The sequence below is a fragment of the Streptomyces huasconensis genome, assembly GCF_021028635.1.
Classification (GTDB): Bacteria; Actinomycetota; Actinomycetes; order Streptomycetales; family Streptomycetaceae; genus Streptomyces; species Streptomyces huasconensis.
Map to the genome: position 1 here is coordinate 344397 of NZ_CP086119.1, position 25506 is coordinate 369902.

General features: G+C 73.3%; 20 protein-coding genes and 1 pseudogene. 3 read left to right on the forward strand and 18 right to left on the reverse strand.

Annotation, left to right across the window (positions count from 1 at the left end; translation table 11 throughout):
• Positions 1-38: 38 nt before the first annotated feature.
• Positions 39-974, reverse strand: coding sequence for an oxidoreductase (locus tag J2N69_RS01475; RefSeq protein ID WP_230899057.1), 936 nt, complete (start codon positions 972-974; stop codon positions 39-41).
• A 143-nt stretch (positions 975-1117) separates the two neighbouring features.
• Here J2N69_RS01475 and J2N69_RS01480 point away from each other — a divergent pair, with 143 nt between their 5' ends.
• Entirely contained in the window at positions 1118-1729 is a 612-nt protein-coding gene (locus tag J2N69_RS01480) for an acyl-CoA-like ligand-binding transcription factor (RefSeq protein ID WP_230899058.1), read from the forward strand.
• Between the two features lie 110 nt (positions 1730-1839).
• Here J2N69_RS01480 and secD read toward each other — a convergent pair whose 3' ends face one another.
• The 11 genes and pseudogenes from secD to J2N69_RS01535 form a co-directional block, all read right to left on the reverse strand.
• A complete protein-coding gene (gene secD / locus J2N69_RS01485; RefSeq protein WP_230899059.1) occupies positions 1840-4227 on the reverse strand; it encodes a protein translocase subunit SecD in 2388 nt (795 codons plus the stop codon).
• Positions 4228-4316: 89 nt separating this feature from the next.
• Positions 4317-4793 (reverse strand): hypothetical protein, encoded by a 477-nt coding sequence (locus J2N69_RS01490; RefSeq protein WP_230899060.1) that lies wholly within the window; start codon positions 4791-4793, stop codon positions 4317-4319.
• Between the two features lie 103 nt (positions 4794-4896).
• The gene (locus J2N69_RS01495; RefSeq protein WP_230904532.1) at positions 4897-5871 is read right to left on the reverse strand and encodes a LacI family DNA-binding transcriptional regulator; all 975 of its coding nucleotides are present in this window, start codon (positions 5869-5871) and stop codon (positions 4897-4899) included.
• A 134-nt stretch (positions 5872-6005) separates the two neighbouring features.
• Positions 6006-6896: an ROK family protein gene (locus tag J2N69_RS01500; RefSeq protein ID WP_230904533.1), complete on the reverse strand. Its 891-nt coding sequence runs from the start codon at positions 6894-6896 to the stop codon at positions 6006-6008.
• Positions 6897-6916: 20 nt separating this feature from the next.
• Positions 6917-8626 carry a class I mannose-6-phosphate isomerase gene (locus J2N69_RS01505; RefSeq protein ID WP_230899061.1) on the reverse strand — a complete coding sequence of 570 codons (1710 nt, stop codon included), beginning with the start codon at positions 8624-8626 and terminating at the stop codon, positions 6917-6919.
• A 1996-nt stretch (positions 8627-10622) separates the two neighbouring features.
• Positions 10623-11840, reverse strand: a pseudogene (locus J2N69_RS36615) (glycoside hydrolase family 38 N-terminal domain-containing protein); the annotation flags it as partial.
• A 33-nt stretch (positions 11841-11873) separates the two neighbouring features.
• Positions 11874-12686 carry a carbohydrate ABC transporter permease gene (locus tag J2N69_RS01515; RefSeq protein ID WP_230899062.1) on the reverse strand — a complete coding sequence of 271 codons (813 nt, stop codon included), beginning with the start codon at positions 12684-12686 and terminating at the stop codon, positions 11874-11876.
• Between the two features lie 16 nt (positions 12687-12702).
• Positions 12703-13659, reverse strand: a complete 957-nt coding sequence (locus J2N69_RS01520; RefSeq protein ID WP_408056870.1) for a carbohydrate ABC transporter permease — start codon at positions 13657-13659, stop codon at positions 12703-12705.
• 62 nt (positions 13660-13721) lie between these two features.
• Positions 13722-15041 carry an ABC transporter substrate-binding protein gene (locus tag J2N69_RS01525; RefSeq protein WP_230899064.1) on the reverse strand — a complete coding sequence of 440 codons (1320 nt, stop codon included), beginning with the start codon at positions 15039-15041 and terminating at the stop codon, positions 13722-13724.
• A 159-nt stretch (positions 15042-15200) separates the two neighbouring features.
• Complete coding sequence (locus J2N69_RS01530) at positions 15201-15968, reverse strand: aminoglycoside adenylyltransferase family protein (RefSeq protein WP_230899065.1); 768 nt, start codon at positions 15966-15968, stop codon at positions 15201-15203.
• Positions 15969-16169: 201 nt separating this feature from the next.
• The gene (locus tag J2N69_RS01535) at positions 16170-16733 is read right to left on the reverse strand and encodes an HXXEE domain-containing protein (RefSeq protein ID WP_230899066.1); all 564 of its coding nucleotides are present in this window, start codon (positions 16731-16733) and stop codon (positions 16170-16172) included.
• 218 nt (positions 16734-16951) lie between these two features.
• On the opposite strand from J2N69_RS01535, the gene J2N69_RS01540 reads away from it, so the two are divergent.
• Positions 16952-17833, forward strand: coding sequence for an SGNH/GDSL hydrolase family protein (locus J2N69_RS01540; RefSeq protein ID WP_230899067.1), 882 nt, complete (start codon positions 16952-16954; stop codon positions 17831-17833).
• 136 nt (positions 17834-17969) lie between these two features.
• Positions 17970-18830 (forward strand): endo alpha-1,4 polygalactosaminidase, encoded by an 861-nt coding sequence (locus J2N69_RS01545; protein WP_230904534.1) that lies wholly within the window; start codon positions 17970-17972, stop codon positions 18828-18830.
• Positions 18831-18834: 4 nt separating this feature from the next.
• Here the strand turns inward: J2N69_RS01545 and J2N69_RS01550 are convergent, their stop codons facing one another.
• From J2N69_RS01550 to J2N69_RS01575, 6 genes are all read right to left on the reverse strand, one after another.
• Positions 18835-19662 carry an APH(3') family aminoglycoside O-phosphotransferase gene (locus J2N69_RS01550; RefSeq protein WP_230899068.1) on the reverse strand — a complete coding sequence of 276 codons (828 nt, stop codon included), beginning with the start codon at positions 19660-19662 and terminating at the stop codon, positions 18835-18837.
• A gap of 63 nt (positions 19663-19725) precedes the next feature.
• Positions 19726-21303, reverse strand: a complete 1578-nt coding sequence (locus J2N69_RS01555) for a PTS ascorbate transporter subunit IIC (RefSeq protein ID WP_230899069.1) — start codon at positions 21301-21303, stop codon at positions 19726-19728.
• A gap of 27 nt (positions 21304-21330) precedes the next feature.
• Positions 21331-22110 carry a PTS sugar transporter subunit IIAB gene (locus tag J2N69_RS01560; RefSeq protein WP_230899070.1) on the reverse strand — a complete coding sequence of 260 codons (780 nt, stop codon included), beginning with the start codon at positions 22108-22110 and terminating at the stop codon, positions 21331-21333.
• Between the two features lie 117 nt (positions 22111-22227).
• Positions 22228-23076 (reverse strand): N-acetylmuramoyl-L-alanine amidase, encoded by an 849-nt coding sequence (locus J2N69_RS01565; protein ID WP_230899071.1) that lies wholly within the window; start codon positions 23074-23076, stop codon positions 22228-22230.
• Positions 23077-23154: 78 nt separating this feature from the next.
• Entirely contained in the window at positions 23155-23802 is a 648-nt protein-coding gene (locus J2N69_RS01570) for an SGNH/GDSL hydrolase family protein (protein WP_230899072.1), read from the reverse strand.
• Between the two features lie 242 nt (positions 23803-24044).
• Complete coding sequence (locus J2N69_RS01575; protein ID WP_230899073.1) at positions 24045-25487, reverse strand: polysaccharide lyase 6 family protein; 1443 nt, start codon at positions 25485-25487, stop codon at positions 24045-24047.
• Positions 25488-25506 lie beyond the last annotated feature (19 nt).

Consider the following 25506-nt stretch of genomic DNA (forward strand, 5'->3'; position numbering starts at 1 on the left):
CTCCCCGCCAGGCCGGGGAACGCGGTGAGGGAGCGGCCTCAGACCGAGGCCGGGAACTCGTAGCGCACTCCGGTCAGTTGTTCCGACAGGTCCCACAGCCTCTGGCCGGTCCCGGCATCGGTCGCCGTGGCCGACAGCGCCACCCGCTTCGGCGCGCCCCGCAGTTCGGCCGGGCCACCGGGCCCGATGAACTCGCCGCCGCGCACGCTCGGGTCGGTGGCCGCGTACAGCTGCGGCCGGGCGCCGTCGGCCGGGCGCTGGGCGAACAGCGGGTTGCCGACGCGGCCCAGCAGGAAGCGCCACAGGCCGGTGGGGCCGTGGAGCTGCAGGTTCGTGGCCGTGTAGCCGGGGTGGGCGAGCACGCTGCGGATCGGGCTCTTCGCCTCGGTCAGGCGCAGGTGGAGTTCGTGTCCGAAGACGGCGTTGGCGAGCTTCGACTGGTTGTAGTAGGCCATGGGTTTGTAGCCGCGCTCGCCATGCGGGTCGTCGAAGAAGAGGCGCCCTTGCCGGTGGTTGACCGAACTCACCGTCACCACGCGCGGCTCGCGGCCCGCGCCCAGCAGGCCGAGCAGTGCCGCCGTGAGCGCGAAGTGCCCGAGGTGGTTCACGGCGAGCTGCAGCTCGTGGCCCTGCGCGCTCAGCGTGCGGGGCGGCGCCAGCACCCCCGCGTTGTTGACCAGGACGTCCACCCGGTCGTGGTCGGCGCGCATACGTGCGGCGAAGACGCCGACCGAGTCGAGGTCGGCCAGGTCCAGGTGGCGCACCTCCAGCTGCGCGTCGGGGTGTTCGGCGGTGATCGCCGCGACGGCCCGGCGGCCCTTCTCCTCGTCGCGCACGGCGAGGATCACCCGCCCGCCGCGGCGGGCGAGCCCACGGGTGGTCGCCAGGCCGAGACCGCTGGCGGCCCCGGTGACGACGAACAACCGCCCGGTCTGGTCCGGGACTTGATCAATGGTCCAGTGCTGCTGCGTCATGCGGCACATCGTGCACCGCGTGACACTCAGTGTCAATGCGCCTCTGAGTGTCACGCAAGGCATGGCGTGTACGATGATGAGGTGAACCGGCCCCCGGAAGTGAGCTGTCCCACAGTGAGCCGTCCAGAAGCGAGTGACCTGAGATGAGTCGCCCCGAAGTGAGCATGGCCGAGCGCAAGCGTCGCCTCGTCTCCGACGAACTGACCGAATCCGCGCTGCAGTTGCTGGCGGTGAAGGGGTACGACGGAGTCACCATCGACGAGATCGTGGCCGCGGCCGGTGTCTCCCGGCGCACGTTCTTCCGGTACTTCGCGTCCAAGGAGGACGTGGTCGTCCAGTTCCTGGTCGACATGGGCTCGGACATGCGTGCGGAACTGGCGGAGCGCCCGGGTGACGAGCCCACTTCGCAGGCGCTGCTGCACGCCGTCCGTATCCCTCTGCACGCCTGCGCCGTCGACTCCGAGAGGGCGCTGCGCGTCGTGCGGCTGATCCTGCGCACCCCCGCCCTGCACGCGCGCTTCCTGGAACGGCAGGCGCACTGGCGCAACGGTTTGACCACGCAGTTGGGGCAGCGTCTCGGGCTCGCCCCCGAGACCGAGCTGTATCCGGGGCTGGCGGCCGGTATGGCGCTGACCGCCTTCGACGCCGTGCTGCGCCGGTGGTGCGACAGCGACGGCGCCGAGGACCCGGCCGCGCTGCTCGACGAGGCCTTCGCGGTGATCGCCCCCGCGTTGGACGGCGCGGCGGGGCGGTAGCCCGCGACGCCGGGCCGGTCTCCGCGCCTCCGCGCGTCATGGGGGCCTGGCAGCGTCGGCCGCGCGCGGGCGGCCCGACAACGTCTCGCCAGGCCGCCCGCGCGACCGTCTCAGACGACCGCGCCCGTCCCCCGCTCCTTCCTCCTGCGCGCCTCCAACGGGCTGTACGCATCAGCCGCTTCGGCCCCGCGCTCCACCCGGCCGGACGGCGGCGGCGCCGGGTTGCGCCGCTCCAGAGCGACGGCGATGGGGACGGCCGTGAAGACCGTCGAGGCCATGCCGACCACCACCCCGGCGATCAGCGCCAGGGAGAAGTCCGCGAGGGAGTCACCCCCGAGCACGAAGAGCGCGCTCAGGATGAACAGCGCGCCCATCCCCGTGTTCACCGTGCGCGGCAGCGTCTGCACGACAGCCCGGTTGGCGACGGCCGCCAGGTCCGCACGCGGGTCACGGCGCCGGCCCTCGCGTACGCGGTCGAAGACGACGACCGTGTCGTTGACCGAGTAGCCGATCACGGTGAGGACCGCCGCGAGGAAGACGCTGTCGATCGGCTTGCCCAGCCAGGCGAAGAGGCCCACCACCAGCAGCACGTCGTGGACCATGGCCGACACGGCCGCCGCCGCGAGCGTCCAGCGGAAGCGCACGCTCAGGTAGACCAGCTGGGCGGCGACGGCGATGCCGAGGGCGATCAGGGCCTTCTGCCGCAGCTCGGCCCCGAGGCTCGGGCCGATCAGTTCGTCGCGCTCGACGGTGACCTTGCCGCCCGGTTCCTCCAACGCCCGCATGATGCGCCGCTGTTCGTCGTCGGTGAGCCGTTCCGTGCGTACGGTGATGTCGCCGTCGCCCGACTCCTGCACCACGGCACGCGGGAACCCGGCGTCCGACACCGCGTCGCGGGCCGTGTCGGCGTCGACGGACCTGCTGGTGCTGTACTCGACGAGACGGCCACCGGTGAACTCGACGCCGAAGTCGAGCCCGCGCAGGACGATGCCCGCGACGGCCACGGCGACCATCAGCGCACTGGCACCGAGCCGGCGGCGGCGGTGCCGCACCAGGTCCGGGTCGCGACGGGCCAGCCAGGTGCGGACGCGGCCCGTTGAGGCGATGCCGGTCAGGGCGGGGCGCCGGCGCACGAAGGGGCGGGCGACGGCGAAGTCGGCGAGGACCCGGGTGATGACGAGCGCCGTGACCATGGACGCGAGGACACCGACACACAAGGTGACGCCGAAGCCCTTGACGGGCCCGGTGGCGAAGAAGAACAGCAGTCCGGCGGCGAGCAGTGTCGTCACGTTCGAGTCGATCACCGCGCTCCACGCCTTGGCGAACCCGGTGCGCACCGGTTTGGCCAGGTCCGTGGAGCGGCCGCCGGGACGCCCGAGGTACTCCTCCCGCGCCCGTTCGAAGACGAGGACGTTGGCGTCGACGGCCATGCCGATGGCCAGGACGAAGCCGGCGAGGCCGGGCAGGGTCAGCGTCGCGCCGAGCGCGACCAGAGCGGCGTAGGAGATGAGTCCGTAGAGGGCGAGGGCGAGGGCCGCGAGGGCGCCGAGGAGGCGGTAGACGACGGTGATGAACAGCGCGGTCAGGGCGATGCCGATGAGGGCGGCCTCGGTGCTCGCGGCGATGGCGTCGGCGCCCAAGGTGGGGCCGATGGTCCGCTGCTCGACGATGTCGACGGGCACCGGCAGGGCGCCGCCCTTGATGAGCGCGGCGAGGTTCCGGGCCTCGGCCTGGCCGAATCCCCCGGTGATCTGGGTCTCGCCGCCGGTGATGCCGACATCGCACCGCACGTCGGGGTTGACGCCGGGCGCCGAGATGATCTTGTCGTCGAGGGTGACGGCGACGCGCCGCTCGGGTGCTCCCTGGGGTGCGCACGCCGCCTTGCCGGTCACGCGCGCCCAGGCGTCGCCGGCCTTGTCGCGGAAGTCGAGCGAGACGGTCCAGCCCGCCAGGGTCTGCTGGTCGAGGCGCGCCTCGGCGTCCTTGACGCCCGCCCCGGAGAGCACGGTGGGGCCGAGGACGAGGTGGTTCCCCGGCCGGTCGGGGTCGGGCAGGGTGCGCGAGCCGTCGGCCGCGGGCTTCATCCCGCCCGGTTCGGGGCGCTCCCCGGTCACCGGGTGGACCGTCAGCTGGGCGGTGCGGCCGATGACGTCGGCGGCCTTGCGGGGGTCCTGAACGCCGGGGAGTTCGACGATGATCCGCTTCTCGCCGGAGCGGGCGATGCCGGGTTCGGCGACACCGAGCGCGTCGACGCGCTGCCTCAGCACCTCCAGGGCACGGTCGGTGGACGCGGCGTCGGCTGTGACGGTGGGCGAGTCCTTGGTCTCCAGGACGATGTGAGTGCCGCCCCGCAGGTCGAGGCCGAGGCGGGCGGTCTGGGTGAGGGCGACGTAGAGCGAGAGGGCGACGACGCACAACGCGACGACGGCCCGCCACAGGGGCGCGCGGGAGACGGGCTTACGCGGCTGGGGCGCACCGGAGTTGGGCGCACGGGACATGGGTTCTCCACGATGAGGGCAGGGCGGAAGGACACGTGACCGGGCGGCGCGGTCAGCGCCGGGTCACGCGTCGGGGACGGTCTGCTTGCTCATCGGTGGGGCGGGGCCCTGGGGGCGGCGAGGTCGGCCGCCTGATGTGCCCGTATGCGGAGGGCGGTCGGGTGCGTGGCCGGGCCACCCGTGGCGCGGTGCGGCGCCGGGTCGGGGGCCGTGCGCGCGGCCCCCGCCGGGTGCGGCGCCGGGAGGTGGGTGTCGAGGCGGTGCGCGGCGACGCGCAGGGCGGGAACGTCCTCGGGCCCGGTCTGCTTGCCCGCGTGAGCCGCCACCGTGTGGTGGGTGAGCGGCTCGGGGGCAGGCGTGCCGTACGCCGTCGCGGCGGACGGCGCGAAGAGGGCGAGGACGGTGACGACGAGGGAGAGCGCGGAGGCGGCCAGGCGCGCGGCACGGCTCTGCTGCGACACGCGTGCCCTCCGTCCCCTCGTCCGCGCCCCCCACCGCTCGGTGCGGTGACCGGCGGCCATCTGCTCGGCGGCCATCTCCTCGACGGCCATCCGCTCGGCGGCCACGCGAGACGCGACCCGCCCCGCTCAACGTACGGGCGCCATGGGCGGTTCCGCCCCGCGCCGAGACTTCCGGAGTTCTGCCGCTCCCCCGGCCCGCGGGCTACCGCTACCCCCCGTACTCCACCAGGCTCGTCGGCACCACGATCTGCCGAGGCGGTGGCCCTGGGCGCCTGCTGGTGGCCGCGCCGGGTTCGGCGGTGTGCAGGCGGGTCGCGAGGAGCCGGGCGGCGGCACGGCCGAGTTCGTCGCTGTCGTAGGCGACGAGGGTGAGGGGCATCCCCAGCGCGTCGGCCAGTTCGAAGTCGTCGAAGCCCGCGAGGGCGACATCGGCGCCGCCGCAGGACCGCAGGGCGCGGATGGCGCGGAACGCCCCTATCGTGTTGCGGTTGTTGGAGCAGAACAGCGCGGTCGGCGGGTCGGGCAGCGCGAGCAGGTCGGTGGCGGCGCGCGTGGCCTCGTGGGGTTCCGTCTGGCCCTGGCGCACGAGGCGGTCGTCGACGGCGAGCCCCGCCGCGGACAGGGCTGCCGCGTAACCGCGCAGCCGTTCGATGCCGGTGTGTACGGCGGGCGGCGAGCCGAGGAAGCCGATCCGGCGGTGCCCCCGCTCCACGAGGCGGGCCGTGGCGTCATGGGCGCCGCCGAAGTCGTCGACCAGAACGCAGTCGGCGGCGAAGCCTTCGGGCGGGCGGCTGGCGAGGACCACCGGCACCCCTTCGGCCACCGCCGCGGCCAGGTGACGCTGGTCGGCCCCCGCGGGCACGGCGATGATCCCGTCGACGCGGCGGGCCACGAGGTCGGCCACCAGTTCCCGTTCGGCGTCCGGGTCCTGCCCGGTGTTGCCGATGACCGTCTTCAGTCCGTCCTGGACGACGACGGAGTCGACGCCGAGGGCCAGCCGTGAGTAGAAGGGGTTGGCGAGGTTGGTGACGACGAGCCCGACCAGGCCCGAGCCCCGGCCGAGCCGGAGGCTGCGGGCCGCCGCGTTGGGGCGGTAGCCGAGCGCGGTCGCCGCGGCCCGGACCCGCTCGCGCGTGGCGGGCAGCACCTGCGGATCGTCACGCAGGACCCGGGACGCGGTCATCGCGCTGACGCCCGCGCGTTCGGCGACGTCCCGCAGGGTGGGCTGGCCGCCCTTTCTGTACCGTTCCGTTCCGTCCAACACCCCACCGATCCCGCCGTGTTCGGCGTGTCCGTCACGCCTTCGTGCCCACCGTCTCAGGTCACGTACGCCGCCGCCCCGATCAGCGCCGCGTTCTCGCCGAGCGCGCCGGCGCGCAGCGCGACCGGTGTGTCCCCGAGTCCGGCGCGCAGGGCCGGGCGGATCAGGTCCCATGAGGCCGCCATGGCGCCGCCGACGACGAGGACCGTCGCGTCGAAGGCACGCAGGCAGGGGGCGAGGACGGCGCCGAGGAACATGAAGGTCTCGTCGAAGACCAGGCGCGCGCGCCGCTCCCCCGCCCGCGCCCGGCCTGCGATCTCCCGCACGTCCACAGCGCCGTCCAGGGAGCCGTCCGGAGCACCGTCCGGCCCACCCGGCGCGTCACCGCCGTAACGTGCCAGGATCGCGCGGCGCGACACCGAGTCCTCCAGCGGTCTGCCGCCGACCCTGAGCAGGTCGACGCGGCCCTGCGGCGGCACGCCCGGCCCCGTCCGCCGTACGTCGCCGTCGACCGCGAAGGCGGAACCGACGCCCGTCCCCAGGGTGATGCCGACGCAGCGGTGGTGTCCGCGCGCGGCGCCCGCGTGCCATTCGCCGAGGAGGAAGGCGTGGGCGTCGTTCAGGAACACCGTCTCCGCCGGGCGCGGCCACACGCCGTCCAGGAGCACGGACCGCACGTCGATGCCGTACAGGTCGTCGAACTTGCCGACGCCTTCGAAGCGGGCGATGCCCTTGTCGTGGTCGAAGGGGCCCGGCACCGCCACGCCCCAGACCTCTCCGGGTGCCGCCTCCAGGTCTCCGGCGCAGCGGACCACCGCGCCGAGGATGTGTTCGGCGGTGCCCCGGGCGTCGAGGGGCCGCCGCACGCTGCGGGCGACGGTCGCGGTGTGCGCGTCGGCGAGGGCGGCCGTCACATGCGTACCGCCGATCTCCAGGACGGGTCTCAGGGCGGGTCCCGGGGCGGGTCTCATGCGTCACCGCCGCAGGAGTCGGGCCGGACCAGGGCCTTGACGACCTTGACGGGGCGTTCCCCGATCGCCGCCAGCTGGTAGCGGCCGACGGCGGCGGGCACCGTCAGCGTCTCGGCGAACGACAGGGTGTGCCGCTCCCCCGCCGCCGTGCGCACCAGGACGCCCTCGCCCTCCACCACGTTCAGGACGTGGAAGCGGCCCGCCGTGTCGTCGTCGGCCACCGCGCCGGCGTCGAGGACGTGGCGCCGCACCTCGTAGAACATCTCCTCCAGGGCGCCGAGCAGTTCCTCGCGCCAGCCCGCGCCCCGGCGCAGGGTGCGCGGCTCCTGGACGAGATCGCGTCCGACGGCCGCGCCGCGCCGCTCGGTCTCCAGGTTGGCGAGACCGTGTTCGTACGGGAGCGGGCGGGGCTCGCCGTTCGCGTCCGGGCGCAGCCAGTCGTAGAAGCGCAGGGAGTAGAGGTAGGGGGTGGCGCTGATCTCCAGGACGACGCTTCCGGTGCCGGAGGCGTGCGGGGTGCCCGCCGGGATCATGAAGAGGCGGCCCGGTGCGGCGGGGAAGGTCATCACGTGGTCCTCGGGGTCCATCGGCACGCCGTCGTGCGCGGCCTCCTCGATCTCCTTGCGGAAGAGGTCCAGGTCGGCGTCCTCGCGCAGGCCCAGGAAGACGCGCGCGCCGGGGCGGGCCAGGGTCAGGTAGTACGTCTCGTGCTGGGTGTAGGGCCAGCCGAACCGCTCCCGCATGTATGCCTCTTTGGGGTGGCAGTGCACCGAGAGGTTGCCGCCGTCCACGGTGTCGAGATAGTCGAAGCGGATCGGGAAGGACGTGCCGAAGCGGGCGCTGACCTGGGGGCCGAGCATCGCCTCGGGGTGCAGGACGCACAGCAGTTGGAAGGGGATCTCCGCCTGCTGTCCCGGGTGGGTGCCGATGAGGACGCCGGCTTCGGGGGCGATGAGTTCGTAGCCGAGGGCGGTGTTGCGGGCCGCGCGGTCGAAGCCGAGTGCGCGTTGGGCCCAATGGCCGCCCCAGGGCGTGGAGTTGAAGTACGGGCGGGTGCGGACCGGGCGCCGGGCCAGCGCCGCGAGGGTGGCGCGCAGGCCGTCGCCCTCGATGTAGGTGGGGTGTTCGGGGTCCTGGACGTCGAGCCAGCCGTCGAGGCGGGGGGCGAGGGCGTCGCGGTGCCGGTCGAGGACGGGCCAGTCGATGTAGAACAGCCGCCTCAAGTCACCTCGTGCGTGCGGCAGTCCGAGGTTGCGTCCGGTGCCCGCGGCCACCGCGGCTTCGGCGTGGCGTTTGGGCAGGTCGGCGTACCAGAGCAGGTCGTGCGGGAGGAGGGACGCGCCGGGCCCGTGCACGAGCAGCAGTTCCTCGGCCGCGGGCGGCGTCGGATCGGGCAGGTCGTCGAAGAGGTCCCGCAGGGGGTTGTCGGCGAGCCTCGCGTAGTAGGGGTCGTCGGTGGTGTCGGTGCGGCTGCGCACGGTGTCGGGCGGGGCGTGGTGGGCGCGCAGGTCCAGGGTCCGCGCGGGCGTGCCGAGCGCGGCCAGTTCCTCGGTCAGGCGGCTGGCGAGGCGGTCCCAGTCGACCGTCGGCGGGCCGTCCACCGCGACGGTGGCGGGGCCGTGGGCCAGCAGGGCGGCGACGGCCCGCCAGCCGGTGGCGAGGACGGCGCCCGGGGCCGGGGCGTAGCGCGGGTCGAGCCGGTACACACGTTCTCCTTCGTGCGGGCGTCCGGGAACACCTGGGGAGGCCTTCAGGGGCGTACGAGAAGCAGGGCGGCCGTTCCGAGGGCGGGCAGGTCGACGCGCACCTGCCCGTCCTCCAGCGGCAGTCGGGCACCCGCCGTGCCGAGGTAGTCCGCGCGGTGCGCGGCGGCCGCCGGGAAGTGGACGCGGACCGGGCAGGACAGCGGCTCCTCGGCGAACGACTGGAGCCGCAGCAGGACGTGGCCCGGCCGGGGCGTGGTGGCGCCGACGAGGCGGACACGCGGGTCGCCGACGGCGGCGAAGGCGTGGTGGGAGGGCGCGCCGTCCGAGACCCCCTGGCTCGGACGGCGCGCAGGGGGCGGCTCCAGGCGGCGGCCGTGTGCGGACCGAGGCCGTCCGGGGTGGAGCCGCGGGCCAGGCTGTAGCGGTAGGTGAACGCGAAGCCCTGGGCGCTCGGGAAGTTGGTGTCCCAGAGGTTGTTGTGAATCCAGGAGTAGACGGTGGCGGGCTCGTCGTGGTCCATGGTCTTCGGGAACGGCGCGTACGGCAGGGCGATGGTGCCGAACTGCACGAGCGGCGCGTCCTGCGTGGACCAGGCCACCGCGAGAGCGCCGTCGTGGAGCGTCACCCAGCGCCGCACCGCCCGCATGTGCAGCGCGGAGCCCGGCACCACGGGCAGGCCGCTGCCGGTGACGCCGCCGGAGGCCTCCATGCGCACGGTCGGGTCGTCGAAGGCGAACGGGAAGGCGAAGTAGGCGCTCTCCTTGCCGAGCGTGGCGTCCTTGTCGAGGCGGTTCTCGATGTCGAGGCGGGCCACGCCGTGCGGCAGGGTGAGCGTGGTGCGCAGCCGGTTGGCGCCCACCGGGCGGGTCTCGTACGTGAGGGACTCACCGGTGGCCGTGGAGCGGCGGGCGATCAGCGCGGCGGGCGGGGCGACCGCGCGGGCGCCGAGGTGCTCGAGCCGGTCCGAGGCGGTCGTACGGCTGGAGTTGTGGTTGAAGGCCCCGGCCGTGGTGTAGCTGTCGTGGAGGTAGGCGTTGAAGCCCACGAAAGCGTCCTGGCGGACGAGTTCGCGGCCGGTCGCCTTGTCGGTGATCGAGGCGACGCAGGCGTGGGCGAGGTCGACGCGGACGGTGAGGTGTTCGTTCTCCAGGAGGGTCGGGGCGGGGTGGGCGAAAGCCGCGGCGGCGCTCTCGGCGGGGTCCTCGCGTTCGGTCCCGCCGGTCGGGTTCCAGCCGGTGGCGGCCTGCACCGTCGTGCCGTCCGCGTCCCGATCGCCGCGGTCCGGCCCGTCGGCGGTGATGTCCAGGCGCACCGAGCCGACGGGCGGCACGTCGTCGACGCGGACGAGCAGGAAGCGTCCGGCGTCGCGGTGGTCGTCGTTCGTCTGCGGCCGTTCCTCGTGGGTGAGGCGGCGGCCGTCGCGGGCGTCGCGCACGGTCACCGGGGACTGGAGCGACACGGTGCTCTCCGGCAGGAAGACGCGGACGACGTCGGTGCGCGGCCACGAGCAGGTGTTGACGACGTGGTACGAGGCGGTGGCCTCCGGCGGGGCGGTGAGGCGCTGCCCGAGGCGGGCGCTCGCGCGGGCGAGGAGGGCGTTGCCGTCGTCGTGGGCGCGCAGCGCCTGGCCGTACTTCCAGTGCCACTGCTGCTCGCCCGAGTGGCCGCCTTCGTCGCCGTGGGTCCACGGGTCGCCGGCGCCCCAGGTGTGCTCGTCGAAGAGCGACACCGCCTCGTAGACCCCGGCGGCGTCCGCGCTGTCGTCCTCGGCCCCCGTGGCGCCGAGGAGGGCGGCGAACGTGCCGGTGGTCTGGGCGTCGGCGACCACGGACTGGGCGGTCCTGGCGAGGGAGAGCGGGCGCGCGCCCGACCCGACGCCGTCGACCCACCAGTCGGTCCAGTCGCCCTCGAAGGTGCGGATGTCGTCGCCGAGCCGCGCCTCGGCGTCGGTGAAGAAGTCCTCGTTGCGGGAGAGCCGCAGTTGGGGGTGGGCCCAGGTGTCGTTCCAGCGGCGGACGGTGTCGGCGATGACGCGGCGCGGCGGCGCGTTGTCGCCGAACTTGCCCTGCACGCGCAGGTGGAGGATGTCCCAGGGGTACGGTTCGCGCTTGATCTCGGTGTGGTCCATCGCCCAGCCGAAGATGCCGCCCCGGTAGGGGTAGGGGTTCGTGGCGAGGGAGGTCAGGTAGGCGGGCAGCAGGTCGTCGACGTCCGCGTAGCTCGTGTCGAAGCCGAGCAGGGGGCCTTCCATGTAGGCGAGGCCGTGCGGGGTGTCGGTGACCCACACCAGGACGCTGTTGCCGCTGGGCGCGCGCCAGCGGAAGAGGCGGGGCAGCTTCTCGCCGCCGACGAGGTGGGGCACGGAGCGCCCGGCCCAGTTGTGCGCCACCGAGAGGTACGTGACGCCTGCCGCGGCGAGCGCGTCGACGAGCCCGACGACCGCGCCCGGCACGTCGGTCTGCATGGCGGAGGTGATGTCGACGCCGTACTCGTCGCGCACCTCGCGGGCGAGGCGCAGGAGTTCGTGCAGTTCGTCCGTGGAGCACGTCTCGGTGTGCAGGTTGAACGGCATCGCGGTCAGCTCGATGCGCCCCTCGCGGACCCGGCGCACGAACTCCGCCACCTGCTCGGCCGGGCGGGCCTTCGCCCACTGCCGGAAGGACCACAGCGACTCGACGCACCAGCGGAACCGGGACCGCTCGGGCCAGTCGTCGGTGGCGCGGGTCAGTTCCAGGCAGGAGTCGAGGAAGGACAGGTGCTCGGCCAGCACCTCGCCCTGCGGGTCGGTGTAGCCGATGTCGAGGTGGGAGTGGTGGATGAGGTGCAGGGTCCAGCGGCGCTGCGGGGTCAGTCGTACGTCGATGCCGTCCCGCCCGTCCACTAGGCCGACGGTGACGCGGGTCGCCGTGTCGACGGCGGGCAGCAGGAGCCGCACGGACCGGCCCGGCCCGGCGACGCGCTCGACACGCGGGGTGGCGCCGGATTCCGTGCGGACGCTCAATTCGGCCGGCACCGCCGAGCCGTTGGCGGGTTCGACGCGGAGGGATTGGAGGAGGGTGCCGTCGTCGGCGTGGCGCAACAAGGGCTCCTCGGTGAGCTTCAACGTGCTGCCGTCCGCCAGGGTTCCCTCGGCGCTCACCACGCCGGAGCGCAGGCTGTCGCGTATCCGGTCGTTGTCCCAGTCGGTGGTGCGGACCAGAGCCCGTGTCGTCATGCGGATCGCTCCCGGGGGCGGTGGGTGGTCGGGTCAGCGGGCGGAGGCGGTGACGCCGCGCAGGAACAGGCCGCGGAACACCAGGAAGAGGGCGAGGGTCGGCGCCGAGACGATGAGCGCGCCCACGAGGACGACGGGCGGGCCGGTGGAGGCGTAGGCGTTGTTGAGGGTGGTCAGGGCCGCCATGACCGGCTGGACGTCGGGGCTGCGGCTGAGGGTGATGCCGAGCAGCAGGTCGTTCCAGACGGCCGTGAACTGGAAGATGAAGGCCGCGCCGAGTCCCGCCCGCATCAGCGGGACGTGGACGTGCCAGAAGACGCGCCGGAAGGAGGCACCGTCGAGCAGCGCCGCTTCCGTCAGCTCGGGCGGCATGGTGGCCATCTGGTTGCGGATCAGGAAGAACGCGAAGGGCACCGCCCAGGCCGTGTACACGAGCATCAGGCCGATCCTGGTGTCGTACAGTCCGGCGTCCGCGTAGAGGCCGAAGAGCGGGGCGAGGAAGATCTGGAGGGGGAAGAGCGTGCCGGAGTAGATCAGCCAGAACCAGAACGCGGGCCGCGGGATCGGCAGTACGACGACGGCGAAGGCCGCCATGGCCGCCACCAGGACCGCGGCGAGGCCGCAGACCACGGAGTAGAGCAGCGAGGCCTGGAAGCTGTCGCCGATGCCGGCCACGTCCCAGGCGGTCCTGAGGTTCTCCCCCAGAGCGAAGCCCTGGACGGTCCAGCCGGGCCTGCCCGCGTACTCGGTGGCCGGCGTCAGGGCGTTGACGACCAGCAGGTACAGCGGGATCAGCCAGAGCACCACGCATCCGGCGACGAGGACGTTGCGCGTCAGGCGTCCCATCACGCTCCTCCCCCTCTCAGCCCTTGACCGTGCCGGTGCCGGCGCCGCTGTCGGTGTCGGTGCCGGGCATCTGGCGGCGCAGGTACATCCAGGACGAGGCGACGACGATCACCGTGAGGACCAGCGCGATCGCCGAGCCGTAGCCCACGTGGAAGAGGCGGAACGCCTCCCGGTACATGCTCAGGGCGAGGGTCTCCGAGGAGCGGGACGGGCCGCCCTTGGTGAGAATCCAGATCATGTCGAACGCCTTGAGGCTGTTCACGATGGCCATGCCGACCACGACGACCGTCACGGCGCGCAGTTGGGGCAGCGTGATGTGCCGGAACATCCGCCAGCCGCTCGCCCCGTCCAGCGCGGCCGCCTCGACGGTCTCCCGGGGGATGGCGCGCAGGCCGATCGCGAAGAGGACGACGTTCAGGCCGGTCGCCTGCCACGTACTGGCGACGATCATCGAGAGGGTGTTCTGCGGCCACTCCAGGAGCCAGGTCCGTGTCCAGCCGTCGAGGCCGATGCCGCGCAGCACTTGGTTGACGGTGCCGTCCGAGGTCAGCATGAAGTTCCACAGCACGGCGGTGGCCGTCGACGAGATCGCGAACGGCAGCACGATGACGAGCTGCACGATGCCGCCGAAGCGCATCCGGTGGGTGGTGACGGCGAGGAGCAGTCCGGCGAGGACGGGCAGGAGCAGCGTGCCGGCCACCCACATGAGGGTGTTGAGCAGCGACCTGCCGAAGATCGGGTCGTCGGCGAGGCGCGCGTAGTTGTCCAGACCGGTGAAGCGGCTGGTGAAGCCGTTGTCCTCGAAGAAGCTGCCGTAGACGCTGCGGAGGAACGGGTAGACCAGCAGGACACCGACGAAGGCGAAGGCGGGCAGCGCCCAGGGCAGGGCGGCGAGGGGGCCGCCGAGCCTGCCGCCGCCCGCTTGCGCGGCCTGATGGGGGCTGCGCACAGGCGCCTTGCGGCGGACCGGCATCCGGCGGCGTACGCGGTCCGACCGTACGGTGCCGTGTCCGGAGGCGGGGGCGGCGGTCCCGGTCATGTCTTCTCCGCCTCCCGCCACACGCGCCACGCCTCGTCGGCGCGGCCCTGCATGGTGCGCAGCGTCTCGCGGGCCGAGGAGGGGTTCAGGAGGAAGCCGGCGAGGTCGTCGACGGTCGCCTCGACGAGTTCGGGCGGGCCCTGCTCCCAGAAGCGGTTGAGCAGCCACAGCTTGTCGCCGCGGACCTTCTCGGCGAGGGAGCCGATGACGGGGTTGGCGGCCGCCACCCGCGGGTTGGGGCAGCCGTCCTGGAGTGCGTGCGAGAAGGCCTTCATGACGGCGGGGTGCAGCCAGGTGCGGGTGGCCCGCAACGCCTCCGCGCGGTCGGGTCCCTTGACGGTGGCGACGAGGGCGCTGGACTCGAAGATGACGCTGGGCCGCGCCTTCGGGTCCGCCATCGGGAGGACGAACGCGGCGAGGTTCTCGCCCGGCCTGCCGCCCGCCGCCGCCAGCGTGGAGCCGAGCCAGGTACCACAGGGCACCATGCCGATGTCGCCGTGCAGCATGGCGGCGGCCGCGTCGGGGTGGTTCATGTCCATGGGTGTGAACCAGTCCTTGTCGAAGAACGACTGGAGGGTGCGCAGGGCGCGTTCGGCGCGGGGGTCGGTGTACCGCTCGCGGCCGTTCATCAAGTCGTCGTAGAACGTGGGGTCCTGGCGGCTGAGGATCTCCTGGAACCAGATGAAGGCGGGCCAGCGGCCGTCGGCCGTGCCGTGCAGCGGGGTGACGCCGCCCCGCTGCAGACGCGTACAGGCGGCGAGGAAGTCGTCCCAGCTCTCCGGGGCCTTCAGGCGGTGCTCGCGGAAGACCTCGGGGTTGTAGAAGAACACCCAGTACGCGAGGTTCATCGGCAGGCCGTAGACGCGCCGCCGGTAGGTGAAGGCCTCGCGCAAGGAGGCGTCGACCCAGCCCTTGGCGACGGCGCGGTCCCACTGCCGGGTCAGGTCCTCGATGCCGCCGGTCCGGGCGAGGTCGCGCAGGCGGTAGCCGGACCAGTACTTGAGCATGTCCGGCGTCTTGCTGGTGCGCAGCGAGGACTTCACGACCTGTTCGAACGACTCCAGTGACGGGTTGACCTCGGGGACCATGCGCAGTGCCGCCACCGTCTTCATGGCCGTGCCCGCGGCGGCCATCGGCTTCTCCCACGCCGCGCTGTCGCCGAGCACGGCGACCTCGCCGGGGGGTCGTCCCTCGGCGGTGCCGCAGGCGGTGGCGAGGGCACCGGTCGTGACGGCGGTCGCGGCGGCGAGGAGGAGGGTGCGGCGGGCGGGGGCGGCGGGCGGTGTGGCCGGCCCCGGGTGACGACGACCTGACATGGATGGCTCCCTCAGGTGTGCGTGACGCGCCCCGTGCCGACGCTCTTGTTAGCGTTAACACGGACGTCATGGAGCTTCACCGCGGGCGCCCGGGATGTCAATGGTTCGAGAGCCGCGCGTTCGGCCAACTCCCCTTCCGTGTACGGCTCGTACGGCGTTTCAGTCGCGCGGGAGCAGCCGTTCGATCTCCCGCATGACGTACTCGGCGTGTGGCTTCACCTGCGGGGAGAGTGGGCCCCAGCACTCGTGCTCCTCGCCGAGGTGGACGGCACGGGCGTGCGCCAGGACCGGGCGGTGCCGTTCGGGAAGCCGGTCGAGCGCCCAGGCTGCGGCGCTGTCCTTGGGCTTGATGTCGCCCGTGGCCAGCGTCACCCAGACGCGGGCCAGGGTCAGGAGGACGTTGCGGGTGTCGGTGTCCAGCTCGGCGAGCAGGTCGGGGACACCGGCGGCCATCGCGCGGATGACGTCATCGAACGGCACCGGGTCGAGCACCTGGCCCGGCTCCGGACCCACCAGCGGCGTCCGCCCGCGCAGCACCATGGTGACCAGCAGCGCCAGGTCGGGGCTCGGCCCGGGCCCGGGTGTCTGCCCGCGCTGGTACGCCTCGCGCAGCCACTCGCCGTACTGGAACTCGTGGCGGGGCGGGTACGTCCAGGGGCGGATGTCGCTCTGGACGGCGACGGTCACCTCGACCGGCCGTCGGGTTCCCCCGGGGCCGCCGCTCCCGGAGACGGCGAGCAGGGCGTCGGTCAGGGCCCGGCGCCGCGCGGCGGTCGTGCGCCGTCGGACGAGGACGAACACGTCGAGGTCGCTGTACGGACGCAGACCGCCGAGGACGGCCGAGCCGTGCAGATAGACGCCGATGGTGTCGTCCGGGCCGAACACGTCACGGACCAGACGGACGACATCGTCAAGCTGAGTCACCAACCCTCCTGGACGATCGCGCGGGAGCCGGGGCGGCGCGGGGCGGGCCAGCAAGGGTAGTACGGGGGAACTCCGGCCGGGAGTTCCCCCGTAGACGTACGACGGGCCCAGCAGGAGGCGGCCGTGCAGCGGTGCACGCCGGTGCAGATTCCCACGCCCCACCCAAGCACGGCCGGCCCAGCACGTGGCCCGCCGACACCGGGGTCAGGACACCGTCCGCCCCTTGCCGACCAGCCGCCGCGACAGCATGTGGGCCCCGACGGTGGCCGCCCCGGCGAGCGCCAGGCCCTGCACGGCGTCACGGGGGCGGGTGGGACGCAAGACGCCTGCGGCCCGTAGCCTGCCGCGGGCCCAGAGGGTGAAGGGGATCACCACCAACGGAGAGGTGACGGAGCCCGGTGTGTACGCGCGTACGACGGCCGCCTGGGCCAGGTGCACCACGCCGTGCAGCCCGAAGCCGTTGAGCGCGCTCTGGTAGAAGGCGGAGCGCCCGCCGGTACGGTGCCCGTCGGCGGCCGCCGCGGCGACCACGACGCCCATCGCGGCGACCGCGGCCGTGAACTCACGCCGGTCGACGGACTCCAACCGCCGCCATATGCGCTCCGGTACGCCGGGGAACCGCTCGCGCAGCCCGGGCACCCGGGCAGGGGCCCAGCCCGGCACCAGGGCCACTTCCTCCGCGTCGTGCAACGCCCACGCGGCCAGCAGCCCGAACGTCACGTAGGCACCGACTCCGCTGCCATGGACAGCCGTCTCACTTCTGCTCATGGTCAGGGAGTCTGCCAAACGCGCGGTCCTTCCCCCAGGCACATCGGGCATCTCCCGGCCTCCGAAGCCACTGGCCCTCTCCTCGCCCCCTTTGTCACACGGATGCCAAAGGGCCGCCCCGCGATACGCACTCCCGCACATAGTGGGCGGTTGAAACGTGCACTAGGTTGCCCGAGCCCTGGGAGCCCAACCCCCCACCTGCCCGGAGGAGTTCGTCCATGCGGATACCCGCACAGCATCGGACCGTCGCCGCCCTCGCCGCCGTCACCGGAATCGCCGCGCTCGGCCTCGGCGCCGGCCCGGCCGCCGCCGACGCCCCGGACCCCCTGCGTTACGTCGCGCTCGGCGACAGCTACAGCGCCGGGTCGGGCGTCCTGCCCCTCGATCCCGGGGCACCGCTCCTGTGCGCCCGCACCTCGAAGAACTACCCGCACCTCCTCGCCGCCTCCCTCGGCGCGAAGCTGACGGACGTGACCTGCGGCGGAGCCCGGACCAAGGACTTCACCACGGCGCAGTACCCGGGCGTCGCCCCGCAGTTCGACGCGCTGAAGAGCGACACGGACCTGGTCACGCTCACCATCGGCGGCAACGACAACAACACGTTCATCAACGCGATCCTCGCCTGCGGCAGCTCCGGCCTCCTCTCCGGCGGCAAGGGCAGCCCCTGCGAGGACACGTACGGCACCACCTTCAAGGACCAGATCGAGACCAAGACCTACCCGGCGATCAAGGCCTCCCTCGACCGGATCAAGGCCAGATCGCCGCGGGCGAAGGTCGCGATCCTCGGCTACCCGTGGATCGCCCCCGCGAAGGCCGTACCCGGCTGCTTCGCCAAGATGCCCATCGCGGAAGGCGATGTCCCCTACCTCCGCGATCTCCAGACCCGCCTGAACGGGGCCGCGCGACGCGCCGCGTCCGAGACCGGTACGACGTTCGTCGACATGGCGGCCGTCTCCGACGCGCACGACGCCTGCCGTCCCGCGGGCGAGCGGTGGATCGAACCCGTGCTGTTTGGTACGAACTTCGTGCCCGTGCACCCGAACGCCGCCGGGGAGGCCGGCATGGCCGCGCGGACGGCCGAGGTGCTGAACCTGCCCTGACCGACGTGACGACGGCAGGACCACCGGACGCCGCACCTCACGCTCGACGGACCGGCCCGCCCGCGGGTCGGCCGCGCGCTGCTGCGATCCTTGTCCGGTGACCGGAACCAAGTGGCCCACCAGCAAGAACCGCTCCATGCGGACCCTACGAGCCGGTGTCGGCGCCGTCCTGCTCCTCGCCGTCCTCGGGCCTCTCGCCGCCTGCTCGTCGGGCACACCGGAGCGGGACCGGTCCGGCACCGCCACGGACCGCTCCGCCGCGTCCGGCGACGCCGTCCGCCGGCCGCCCGCCGACGCGGCCTTCGACTACCAACTGGGCGGCCCCTACCGGCCCCCGGCGAAGGTACGAGCCGTCTCCCGCGACCGCACCGCCGAACCCGCCCGGGGCCGCTACAACATCTGTTACGTCAACGCCTTCCAGGCCCAGCCCGGCAAGGAGGCGGCACGCTGGTGGCAGCGCGAACACCCCGACCTGCTGCTGCGCGACGAGGACGGGCGGGCGGTCGTCGACGAGGACTGGCAGGAGCCCCTGCTCGACATCTCCACGAAGAAGAAGCGTGCCGCGCTCGCCGATGTGGTCGGCGCGTGGATCGAGGGCTGTGCGCGGGACGGCTTCGACGCGGTGGAGCCCGACAATCTCGACTCCTACGAACGCTCCGACGGCCTGCTCACGGCCGACGACGCGGCGGCCTTCGCCCGCCTCCTGGCCCGTCGGTCCCACGACGAGGGCCTGGCCATCGCCCAGAAGAACACCACCGACCTGCTGGACCGCCACCGCGCCATCGGCTTCGACTTCGCCGTGACGGAGGAGTGCGCCCGCTACAAGGAGTGCCGGGCCTTCCAAGAGGCGTACGACGGGAGGGTCTTCGACATCGAGTACGAGACGAAGGACTACGACGCCGCCTGCCGCTCCTGGGGCAAGGAGCTGTCGGTGACCCTGCGCGACCGCGATGTCCGCCCCGCGGGCGAGGCGGGACACGTGTACCGGCACTGCTAGTCGGTCAGAAGAACTCGTCGAGCAGCCGGTAGTACGCCAGCCGGTCCTCGTCGACGGTCGCCTTTCCGGCGGTCCGCTCGACGTACCGCTCCACGAAGCGCTCGGCGTACGCCGGGCCGAACCACGGGTCTTCGTCGCTCGCCAACTCCCGCAGGATGACGGCGAGATCGGCGTGCCGGTCCGCGCGGCCGAGGCGGACCACGTCGATCACCCCGGTGACCCGGCAGGTCTCCGGGTCGATCAGCACGTTCTCCGGGGTGAGGTCGCCGTGGGTGACCACCAGGTCCTCCGTGGTGGGGCGGGTGCGGCGCAGGGCGTCCAGGAGCTGCTGCCCGGACCAGCCGGCGCGCTCCTCGTCGATGTCGTCCAGATCCACGAGGCCCTCGTGGAGGGAGCGGGCGGCCTGCGCCTCCGTCACGGCCAGGCTGCGGTCGAAGGGGCAGTCGGCGGCGGGCAGTTCGTGCAGGGCGGCGGTGAGGTCGGCGAGCGCCTCGGCCACGGCGGCACGCCGGTTCTCGGGGCAGCGCGCGGCGGCCGGTGTGCCCGGCACCGCCTCCGTCACCAGCCATGCCGCGTTCCCGTCGGTGCCCCGCTCGACGACGCGGGGCACCGGGATGCCCCGTCCGGTGAGCCAGAGCAGGCGGTCGGCCTCTCCCACCAGGTCGGAGGGCGAGCCCCCGGTCGTGGCGGCGGCCACCTTGACGTACAGATCGGGTCCGGCACCGCCCGGGTCGGTGAGGCGGTGCACCTCGGCGCCCGACGCTCCGCTCGTCGCGGGGGTCCATCGATACGCGGCGTACCGCGCGCGCAGGTCATGTACGGCACTGTCCATGATCGGGATCATGGCAGGCGGGCGGGCGGAGTCCCACCGGTTTTTTCCGCCCGGGCTCCGCCGTCAGGCCCCTCCTTCCCTCTCCGGCGGTGGAGGTGGCTTCGGTGCGCCGCGCGGCGGGGCGATCTTGCCGTACGCCACCGGAGTGCCGGTCGTGGTTCCGCCCGCGGTGTCCGGGGCCCCGGTGGGCGGGAGCAGGGCGTCGCGGTGGGCGCCCGGGTCCCAGCCCGTCTCCACGACCCGCTTCTGGACGACGATCGCGCCGAGCAGGACGGCGGCGCCGATCAGCAGCATCAGGACGACGCCACCGGCCTCGCCCGCCTTGGCCGCGTAGCCGATGAGCGTGCCGAACCAGCCGAAGTCCGCGTCGCCGAACGTGGTGTTCTCCTCGCCGAAGGCGCCGAGGACCTTCAGGAGCAGCGCGGGCAGGAAGGTGATGAGGACGCCGTTGACGAAGGCGCCGAGGGCCGCGCCGCGGCGGCCGCCGGTCGCGTTGCCGTAGACGCCGGCCGCGCCGCCGGTGAAGAAGTGCGGGACGAGGCCGGGCAGGACGAGGGCGAGCCCGAAGGCGGGGTGGAAGATCCAGGCGAGCAGGCCGAGGCTGACGAGACCGCCGAGGAAGCTGGAGACGAAGCCGACGAGGACGGCGTTCTGCGCGTAGGGGAAGACGATCGGCGCGTCGAGCGAGGGCACCGCCCCGGGCACCAGTTTGCGCGCGATGCCCTGGAAGGCGGGGACGAGTTCGCCGAGGATCGTGCGGACGCCGAAGAGGATCACGGCAACGGCGATGCCGAACTGGAGGCCCTGCATCACGGAGTGCATGACGTAGTCGCCGACACCGCTCGCGCCCGCCGCGCCGTTCTCACCGAACGCCTTGAACGCGGTCTCCTTGCCCGCCTTGGCGAGGAAGACGAGCGACACGATGACGTGGATCAGCACCATGGACAGGGCGGTCGCCACCATGGAGTCGCGCAGGAACCGCAGCCCTTCGGGGAGGTTCATCTCCTCGGTGGAGCGGCTGCGGCGCCCCACGAGCCGGCCCGTCACGCCCGCCGCGATGTAGCCGGCCGTTCCGAAGTGGCCGATGGCCACACTGTCGTTGCCGGTCACGCGCTTCGTCCAGGGGTGCGCGAAGGCCGGCATCGCCACCAGGAGGATGCCGAGCAGGACGCCGCCGACGACGACCACGACCCAGGACGTCTGCCCCGAGATGGCGAGCACCACGGTCAGCAGGGTCGCCATGAACAGCATGTGGTGGCCGGTCAGGAAGACGTACCGCAAAGGTGTGAAGCGGGCCAGGAGCAGGCTGACCGCGAAGCCGAGGATCATGAGCCAGGCGACGCGGGCACCGTACTGCTCCTGGGCGATGCCGACGATCGCCTCGTTGGTGGGGATCACGCCGTGCGCTCCGGTGGCGCCCTGGATCATCTCGCCGAGCGGGGCCAGGGCGCCGACGACGAGGGTGGCACCCGCCCCGATCAGCAGGAAGCCGAGCGTCGCCTTGATGGCGCCGCCGACGATCTGCCCGGCGGACTTCTTCAGCGCGATCAGTCCGGCGGCGGTGATGAGGCCGATGAGATACGCGGGTTGGCTGAGGACTTCGTTGACGAGGAACTCGGCGGTCGACACGAGCCAGTCCATGGTGGTTCTCCCTCCTTGCCCGGGCCGTCAGACGTCGTAGGTGTCGCGCAGGACGCGGTCCGCCTCGGCCGCGCTGGTGAAGTCCTCGACGACCTTCACCGGGACGCCCACGTCGCCGAGCGTCCGGGCGATCTCCCGCGAGGTGAGGATGGCGACGGCCTCGTTCGCCTTGCCCTTGGCCGAGATGGTGTCCGTCGCCTCGACGGTGACGTACCCGCTCCACCCCCAGCGGTCCAGGACGCCTTCGAGGGTCTGTTTGAGGAACAGGCTGGTGCCGACGCCGTTGCCGCACACGGTCAGGATCTTGTGCGGGCCGTCGGCTTGGCGTACCGCCGTCCGCCGCGGGTGTGCGTCCTGGGGTTCGCCGGACAGGAGGGCGTGCACGGCCTGGGGCGTGGGCGCCTCGCGCAGGGCGCGCGCGGTGTCCGGGTCCACGAGCAGCCGGGCGAGCGCGCCCATCGCCGCGGTGTGTGCGGACGTGTCCTGCGCGGCGAGGCCGACGACCAGTTCGACGGGGTCGTTGCTCTCGTGCCCGAACTCCACGGGCTCCACGAGCCGCACCCACGACATGCCGGTGCCGAGGACCGCCGGCGAGGGCCGGGCGTGCGCGAAGGCGAGGCCCGGGGCGATGACGATGTACGGCCCGTTCTCCTCGACGTTCCTGATCATCTCGGCGGTGTACGTGTCCGTGGCGGCGCCGGTCGCGACCATCAAGTCACCGGCGCGCCGCACCGCTTCGCGCCAGTCGGCCGCCGGGACGTCGATGAGGACGGCTGCCACGGGGAGGATTTCGTTCAGCGCTGCCATGTGCGTGATTCTCGCCGACGGGCGCCGGCCGCACCTCGCCCGGCACCGCCGCGCTCACGGTGGCCCGCATCACGCAGACACGGGAGTCCGCAGCACCCGGGTACCGGAGGCGCGCGGCTAGCGGCCCTGGAGCCGGGCCGCCGCCTCCCTGATGGCGGGCAGCCGGGCGGTCAGCGCGGCGCCGGGGCAGTGCGTGGGGTAGCCGTCCGTGTGGCCCGCGACCGTGGGCAGGACGGCGTCGGTGCCTGCGGGGAACCGGCTCATGTCGTGGCTGGAGACCAGCGGCACCGAGCCGCGCGGATCGAGGCCCGCGAGGCCGAGCTTCCAGGCCGCCAGGGCCGCGATGGCGTCGGCCATGGCTCGGGGCACCGGCGTCCCCGCGGTGAACGTGCCGATCGCCGCGACACCCGCCGAGCCCTGGTTGAACCCTTGCGTGTGCGCGCCCACGACCGGCCGCTCGGCGCCGCCCGCGCGCCCCTCGTACAGCGTGCCGCAGCGGTCCACCAGGAAGTTGTAGCCGATGTCGTCCCACTTCCGGCTGCCCGCCTGACCCGCGTGCAGGGAGCGGATGATGCGCGGCGCGTCGGCGCAGGAGTAGCGGTTCGGGGAGTCGGTGTGGTGGACGAAGAGCGCCTCGACCCGTCCGGCGTAGCGGGCGGGCGGCGGCGCGGGGGCGCCCGGGGCCAGCCAGGCCTCACGCGGCACGATGCGCGGGCGCGCCGCCCGGAACGCCGTGGCCGCTCGGCGCGCGGGCACGGCGGCGGCGGGCATCACGGAACGGCGCCCGGAGACGACCGTCGGCGTGGAGGCCCTGACGTCCCCTGCCGAGGCCTGGGACGCGGCGGGCTCGATGCCCGCCGCGCACGCCAGCAGCAGCCCGACGGCGGCCGTGCCCGGCACCCAGCACAGCACGACGCGTACGGCGCCGGGGACGCGGTGCGCGGGGGCTGCGGGGAGGGCACGCATGGCACCACGCTCTCCCGGGACCGGCGGTCGCGCCTGTCGGGATGCCCCGTATGGGGCAGTGTGCCGCGGCCGGTGGGCTCACGCCGGGGCGGGGCGGTCGGCCGCGGGCAGCAGGGCGGTGAGCCACGCGTCGGCGAGCAGGTCATGCCCGAGGGCGCTCGGATGGACCCCGTCCGGGGCCAGCGCCGCCGCCCCGTGCCGCTCGGCCGCGCGGGCCATGACGAGGTCCGCGCGCACCACCTCCGCCCCGTTGGCACACGCCGCGCGCAGGACCGCTTCGGTGCGGGGCGCCAGGTCCTCGCGCCAGCGCTCCTGGTGCGAGGTGACCGGGAGCAGGAAGGGCGTGACGACGACGAGCCGGGCGGCGAGCTTCTGCGCGGTGTACGCCAGGAGGCGGTCGAGGCACGCCTCGAACTGGACGACGGGGCTGGCCAGTCCCCGGTCGTAGCGCCGCCAGGTGTCGTTGATGCCGATCTTGACGGTGACGACGGTGGGCCGCTGCGCGAGGACGTCGGTGGCCCAGCGGGCTTCGAGGTCGTACACGCGGTTGCCGTTGAGGCCCTGGTTGATGACGGCGGCGGGGGCGGCACCCGCCCGGGCGCGCAGGGCTCGCGCGATCCGCTCGACGTAGCCGTCGCCGAGCGAGGTGCCGTCGGAGCGGTCGCGGCCCGCGTCGGTGATGGAGTCGCCGATGAACAGGAGTCTGTCGGCCGAGGTGATGTTCATGTCCTTGTCCTTGCTGCTGCGGGGAGTCCCTGCTGCTGCGGGGAGTTGGCACTGCCTGGTGGCCCTGAGGCCCGGCCCGGCTCCGCGGGGCTCCGAAGAGCAGCGCGGCGCGGGCGAGCGCGGGGCACGCGGCCATGTCACCGGGACCGGCACGGAAGTACGTCCCGTACGAGCGGCAGGCGAGGCGCTGCCGAAGGTGACGGAGCGCAGCCCCAGCCTTCTCGTCGTAGGGGCACCCGCGTTCACGGGGCGTTCGGGCCCACGTCCGCCGCTGTGAGGGGACGGCGCAGCGGTGCCGCCGGCGTGTATTCGTCGGCGCCGATGTCGCGTGCGCTGCCGCGCGGGTGGCCGTCGATGTCCTCGGTGACGGCCGGGCGCGTCAGTGTCGCCCTGCCGATCGCGGGGCTGCCCGCCGTCAGCCGGAAGATCCCGTCGGCGTCCCGGCGCAGGGCGGGGTCGAGCCGGGTGTAGCCGCCGGTGGGGATGTCGCCGTCGGCCGCCGCGCCCCAGAGCATGTTGCCCTGCCAGGTGAAGCCGGTGGTGGCGCCCATGGCGACCAGCTTGCCGAAGTCGCCGACCAGCAGGTTGTCGGCGACGACGACCTGCCGCGGCTCGTGGGTCCTGGTCTCGCCGAGGAGTGTCTCGGCGTTGCCCAGCAGGGTGTTGTGAACGATCACCGCGCGGTCGCAGGCGTCGTTGCCGCGCCGTTCCTCCGCCGTCTCGCCGCTGTGGTGGTCGCGGGTGCTGCCGCCGCCGATGACCAGGGCCCGGCCGGACAGGCCCGCCAGGTAGTTGTTGGCGATGAGGTGGTCGTTGCCGTAGACGCGCAGGCCGTCCTTGCCGCCGAGCAGGTAGTTGCCCTCGACGCGGGTGCGGTTGCCGTGGCGCAGGACGATGCCGCCGAGGCTGTCGCGGACCGTGTTGTACCGCACGGTGTTGTCCGAGGACTTCACCGAGACGGCCTCGGGGTCTCCGTCGCAGCGTTCGAAGAGGTTGTACTCCACGGTGGCGTGGGCGGCGGACAGGGCGCGGGGGCTGACGCCGAGCCGGATCGGTTCTCCTCCGTTGTCCCCGGCGAAGGTGTGGTCGGAGAAGTGGTTCCGGAGGATGTGCGCGCGCTGGGCCATGGCCGTGCCGCCCGCGCCCTCGACGCAGAGGTAGACGCCGAGCGTGGTCTTGCCGTGGAAGTGGTTGCGGTCGACCTTGGTGTCGTCGGCGCGCACCATCACCCAGTGCAGGCCCGCGATGTCGGCGAGCCGGAAGTCGTTGCGGGTGAGCCGGATGCGCGAGCAGCTCGCCGGTATCTCCAGGGTCGTGCTCTGGCGGAAGGAGAACCCGCTGACGGTGATGTTGCTCGACGTGTCGAAGACGAAGCCGCGCTCACCGCGGAGTACGACGCCCCCTCGGGACGCGGCGGTGATGGTGATGGGCGCGGCCTGGATGCCGTGCTTTCCCGTGACCTTGAGGGAGCCGCCCGGCGGCACGGTGTAGTCGCCGTCGGCCAGGACGATCCGCGCGCCGGGCACGGCGCCGTCGATCGCCTTCTGGAGGTCGTGCAGGGAGCTGACCGCGGCCGTGGCGGAGGACGCGCTCTCCGCCGCGTCGGCCCTGCGCGGGGCGCCGAGCGGCACGGCGGCGAGCGCCGCTCCCAGGGCGGTGCCGGTGAGGAACGTGCGGCGTTGCATGGTGCCTCCGGGGGTGGGG

What these genes read in the sequence shown, in the direction of transcription:
- J2N69_RS01495 (WP_230904532.1), bottom strand. Translation starts at nt 5,871, where the DNA reads ATGACCGCGTCCCGGGTCCTGCGTGACGATCCGCAGGTGCTGCCCGCC.
- J2N69_RS01535 (WP_230899066.1), bottom strand. Translation starts at nt 16,733, where the DNA reads ATGAGCAGAAGTGAGACGGCTGTCCATGGCAGCGGAGTCGGTGCCTAC.
- secD (WP_230899059.1), bottom strand. Translation starts at nt 4,227, where the DNA reads ATGTCCCGTGCGCCCAACTCCGGTGCGCCCCAGCCGCGTAAGCCCGTC.
- J2N69_RS01475 (WP_230899057.1), bottom strand. Translation starts at nt 974, where the DNA reads ATGACGCAGCAGCACTGGACCATTGATCAAGTCCCGGACCAGACCGGG.
- J2N69_RS01525 (WP_230899064.1), bottom strand. Translation starts at nt 15,041, where the DNA reads ATGTCAGGTCGTCGTCACCCGGGGCCGGCCACACCGCCCGCCGCCCCC.
- J2N69_RS01545 (WP_230904534.1), top strand. Translation starts at nt 17,970, where the DNA reads ATGCGGACCCTACGAGCCGGTGTCGGCGCCGTCCTGCTCCTCGCCGTC.
- J2N69_RS01540 (WP_230899067.1), top strand. Translation starts at nt 16,952, where the DNA reads ATGCGGATACCCGCACAGCATCGGACCGTCGCCGCCCTCGCCGCCGTC.
- J2N69_RS01560 (WP_230899070.1), bottom strand. Translation starts at nt 22,110, where the DNA reads ATGGCAGCGCTGAACGAAATCCTCCCCGTGGCAGCCGTCCTCATCGAC.
- J2N69_RS01480 (WP_230899058.1), top strand. Translation starts at nt 1,118, where the DNA reads ATGAGTCGCCCCGAAGTGAGCATGGCCGAGCGCAAGCGTCGCCTCGTC.
- J2N69_RS01520 (WP_408056870.1), bottom strand. Translation starts at nt 13,659, where the DNA reads ATGCCGGTCCGCCGCAAGGCGCCTGTGCGCAGCCCCCATCAGGCCGCG.
- J2N69_RS01575 (WP_230899073.1), bottom strand. Translation starts at nt 25,487, where the DNA reads ATGCAACGCCGCACGTTCCTCACCGGCACCGCCCTGGGAGCGGCGCTC.
- J2N69_RS01515 (WP_230899062.1), bottom strand. Translation starts at nt 12,686, where the DNA reads ATGGGACGCCTGACGCGCAACGTCCTCGTCGCCGGATGCGTGGTGCTC.
- J2N69_RS01565 (WP_230899071.1), bottom strand. Translation starts at nt 23,076, where the DNA reads ATGCGTGCCCTCCCCGCAGCCCCCGCGCACCGCGTCCCCGGCGCCGTA.
- J2N69_RS01570 (WP_230899072.1), bottom strand. Translation starts at nt 23,802, where the DNA reads ATGAACATCACCTCGGCCGACAGACTCCTGTTCATCGGCGACTCCATC.
- J2N69_RS01555 (WP_230899069.1), bottom strand. Translation starts at nt 21,303, where the DNA reads ATGGACTGGCTCGTGTCGACCGCCGAGTTCCTCGTCAACGAAGTCCTC.
- J2N69_RS01550 (WP_230899068.1), bottom strand. Translation starts at nt 19,662, where the DNA reads ATGGACAGTGCCGTACATGACCTGCGCGCGCGGTACGCCGCGTATCGA.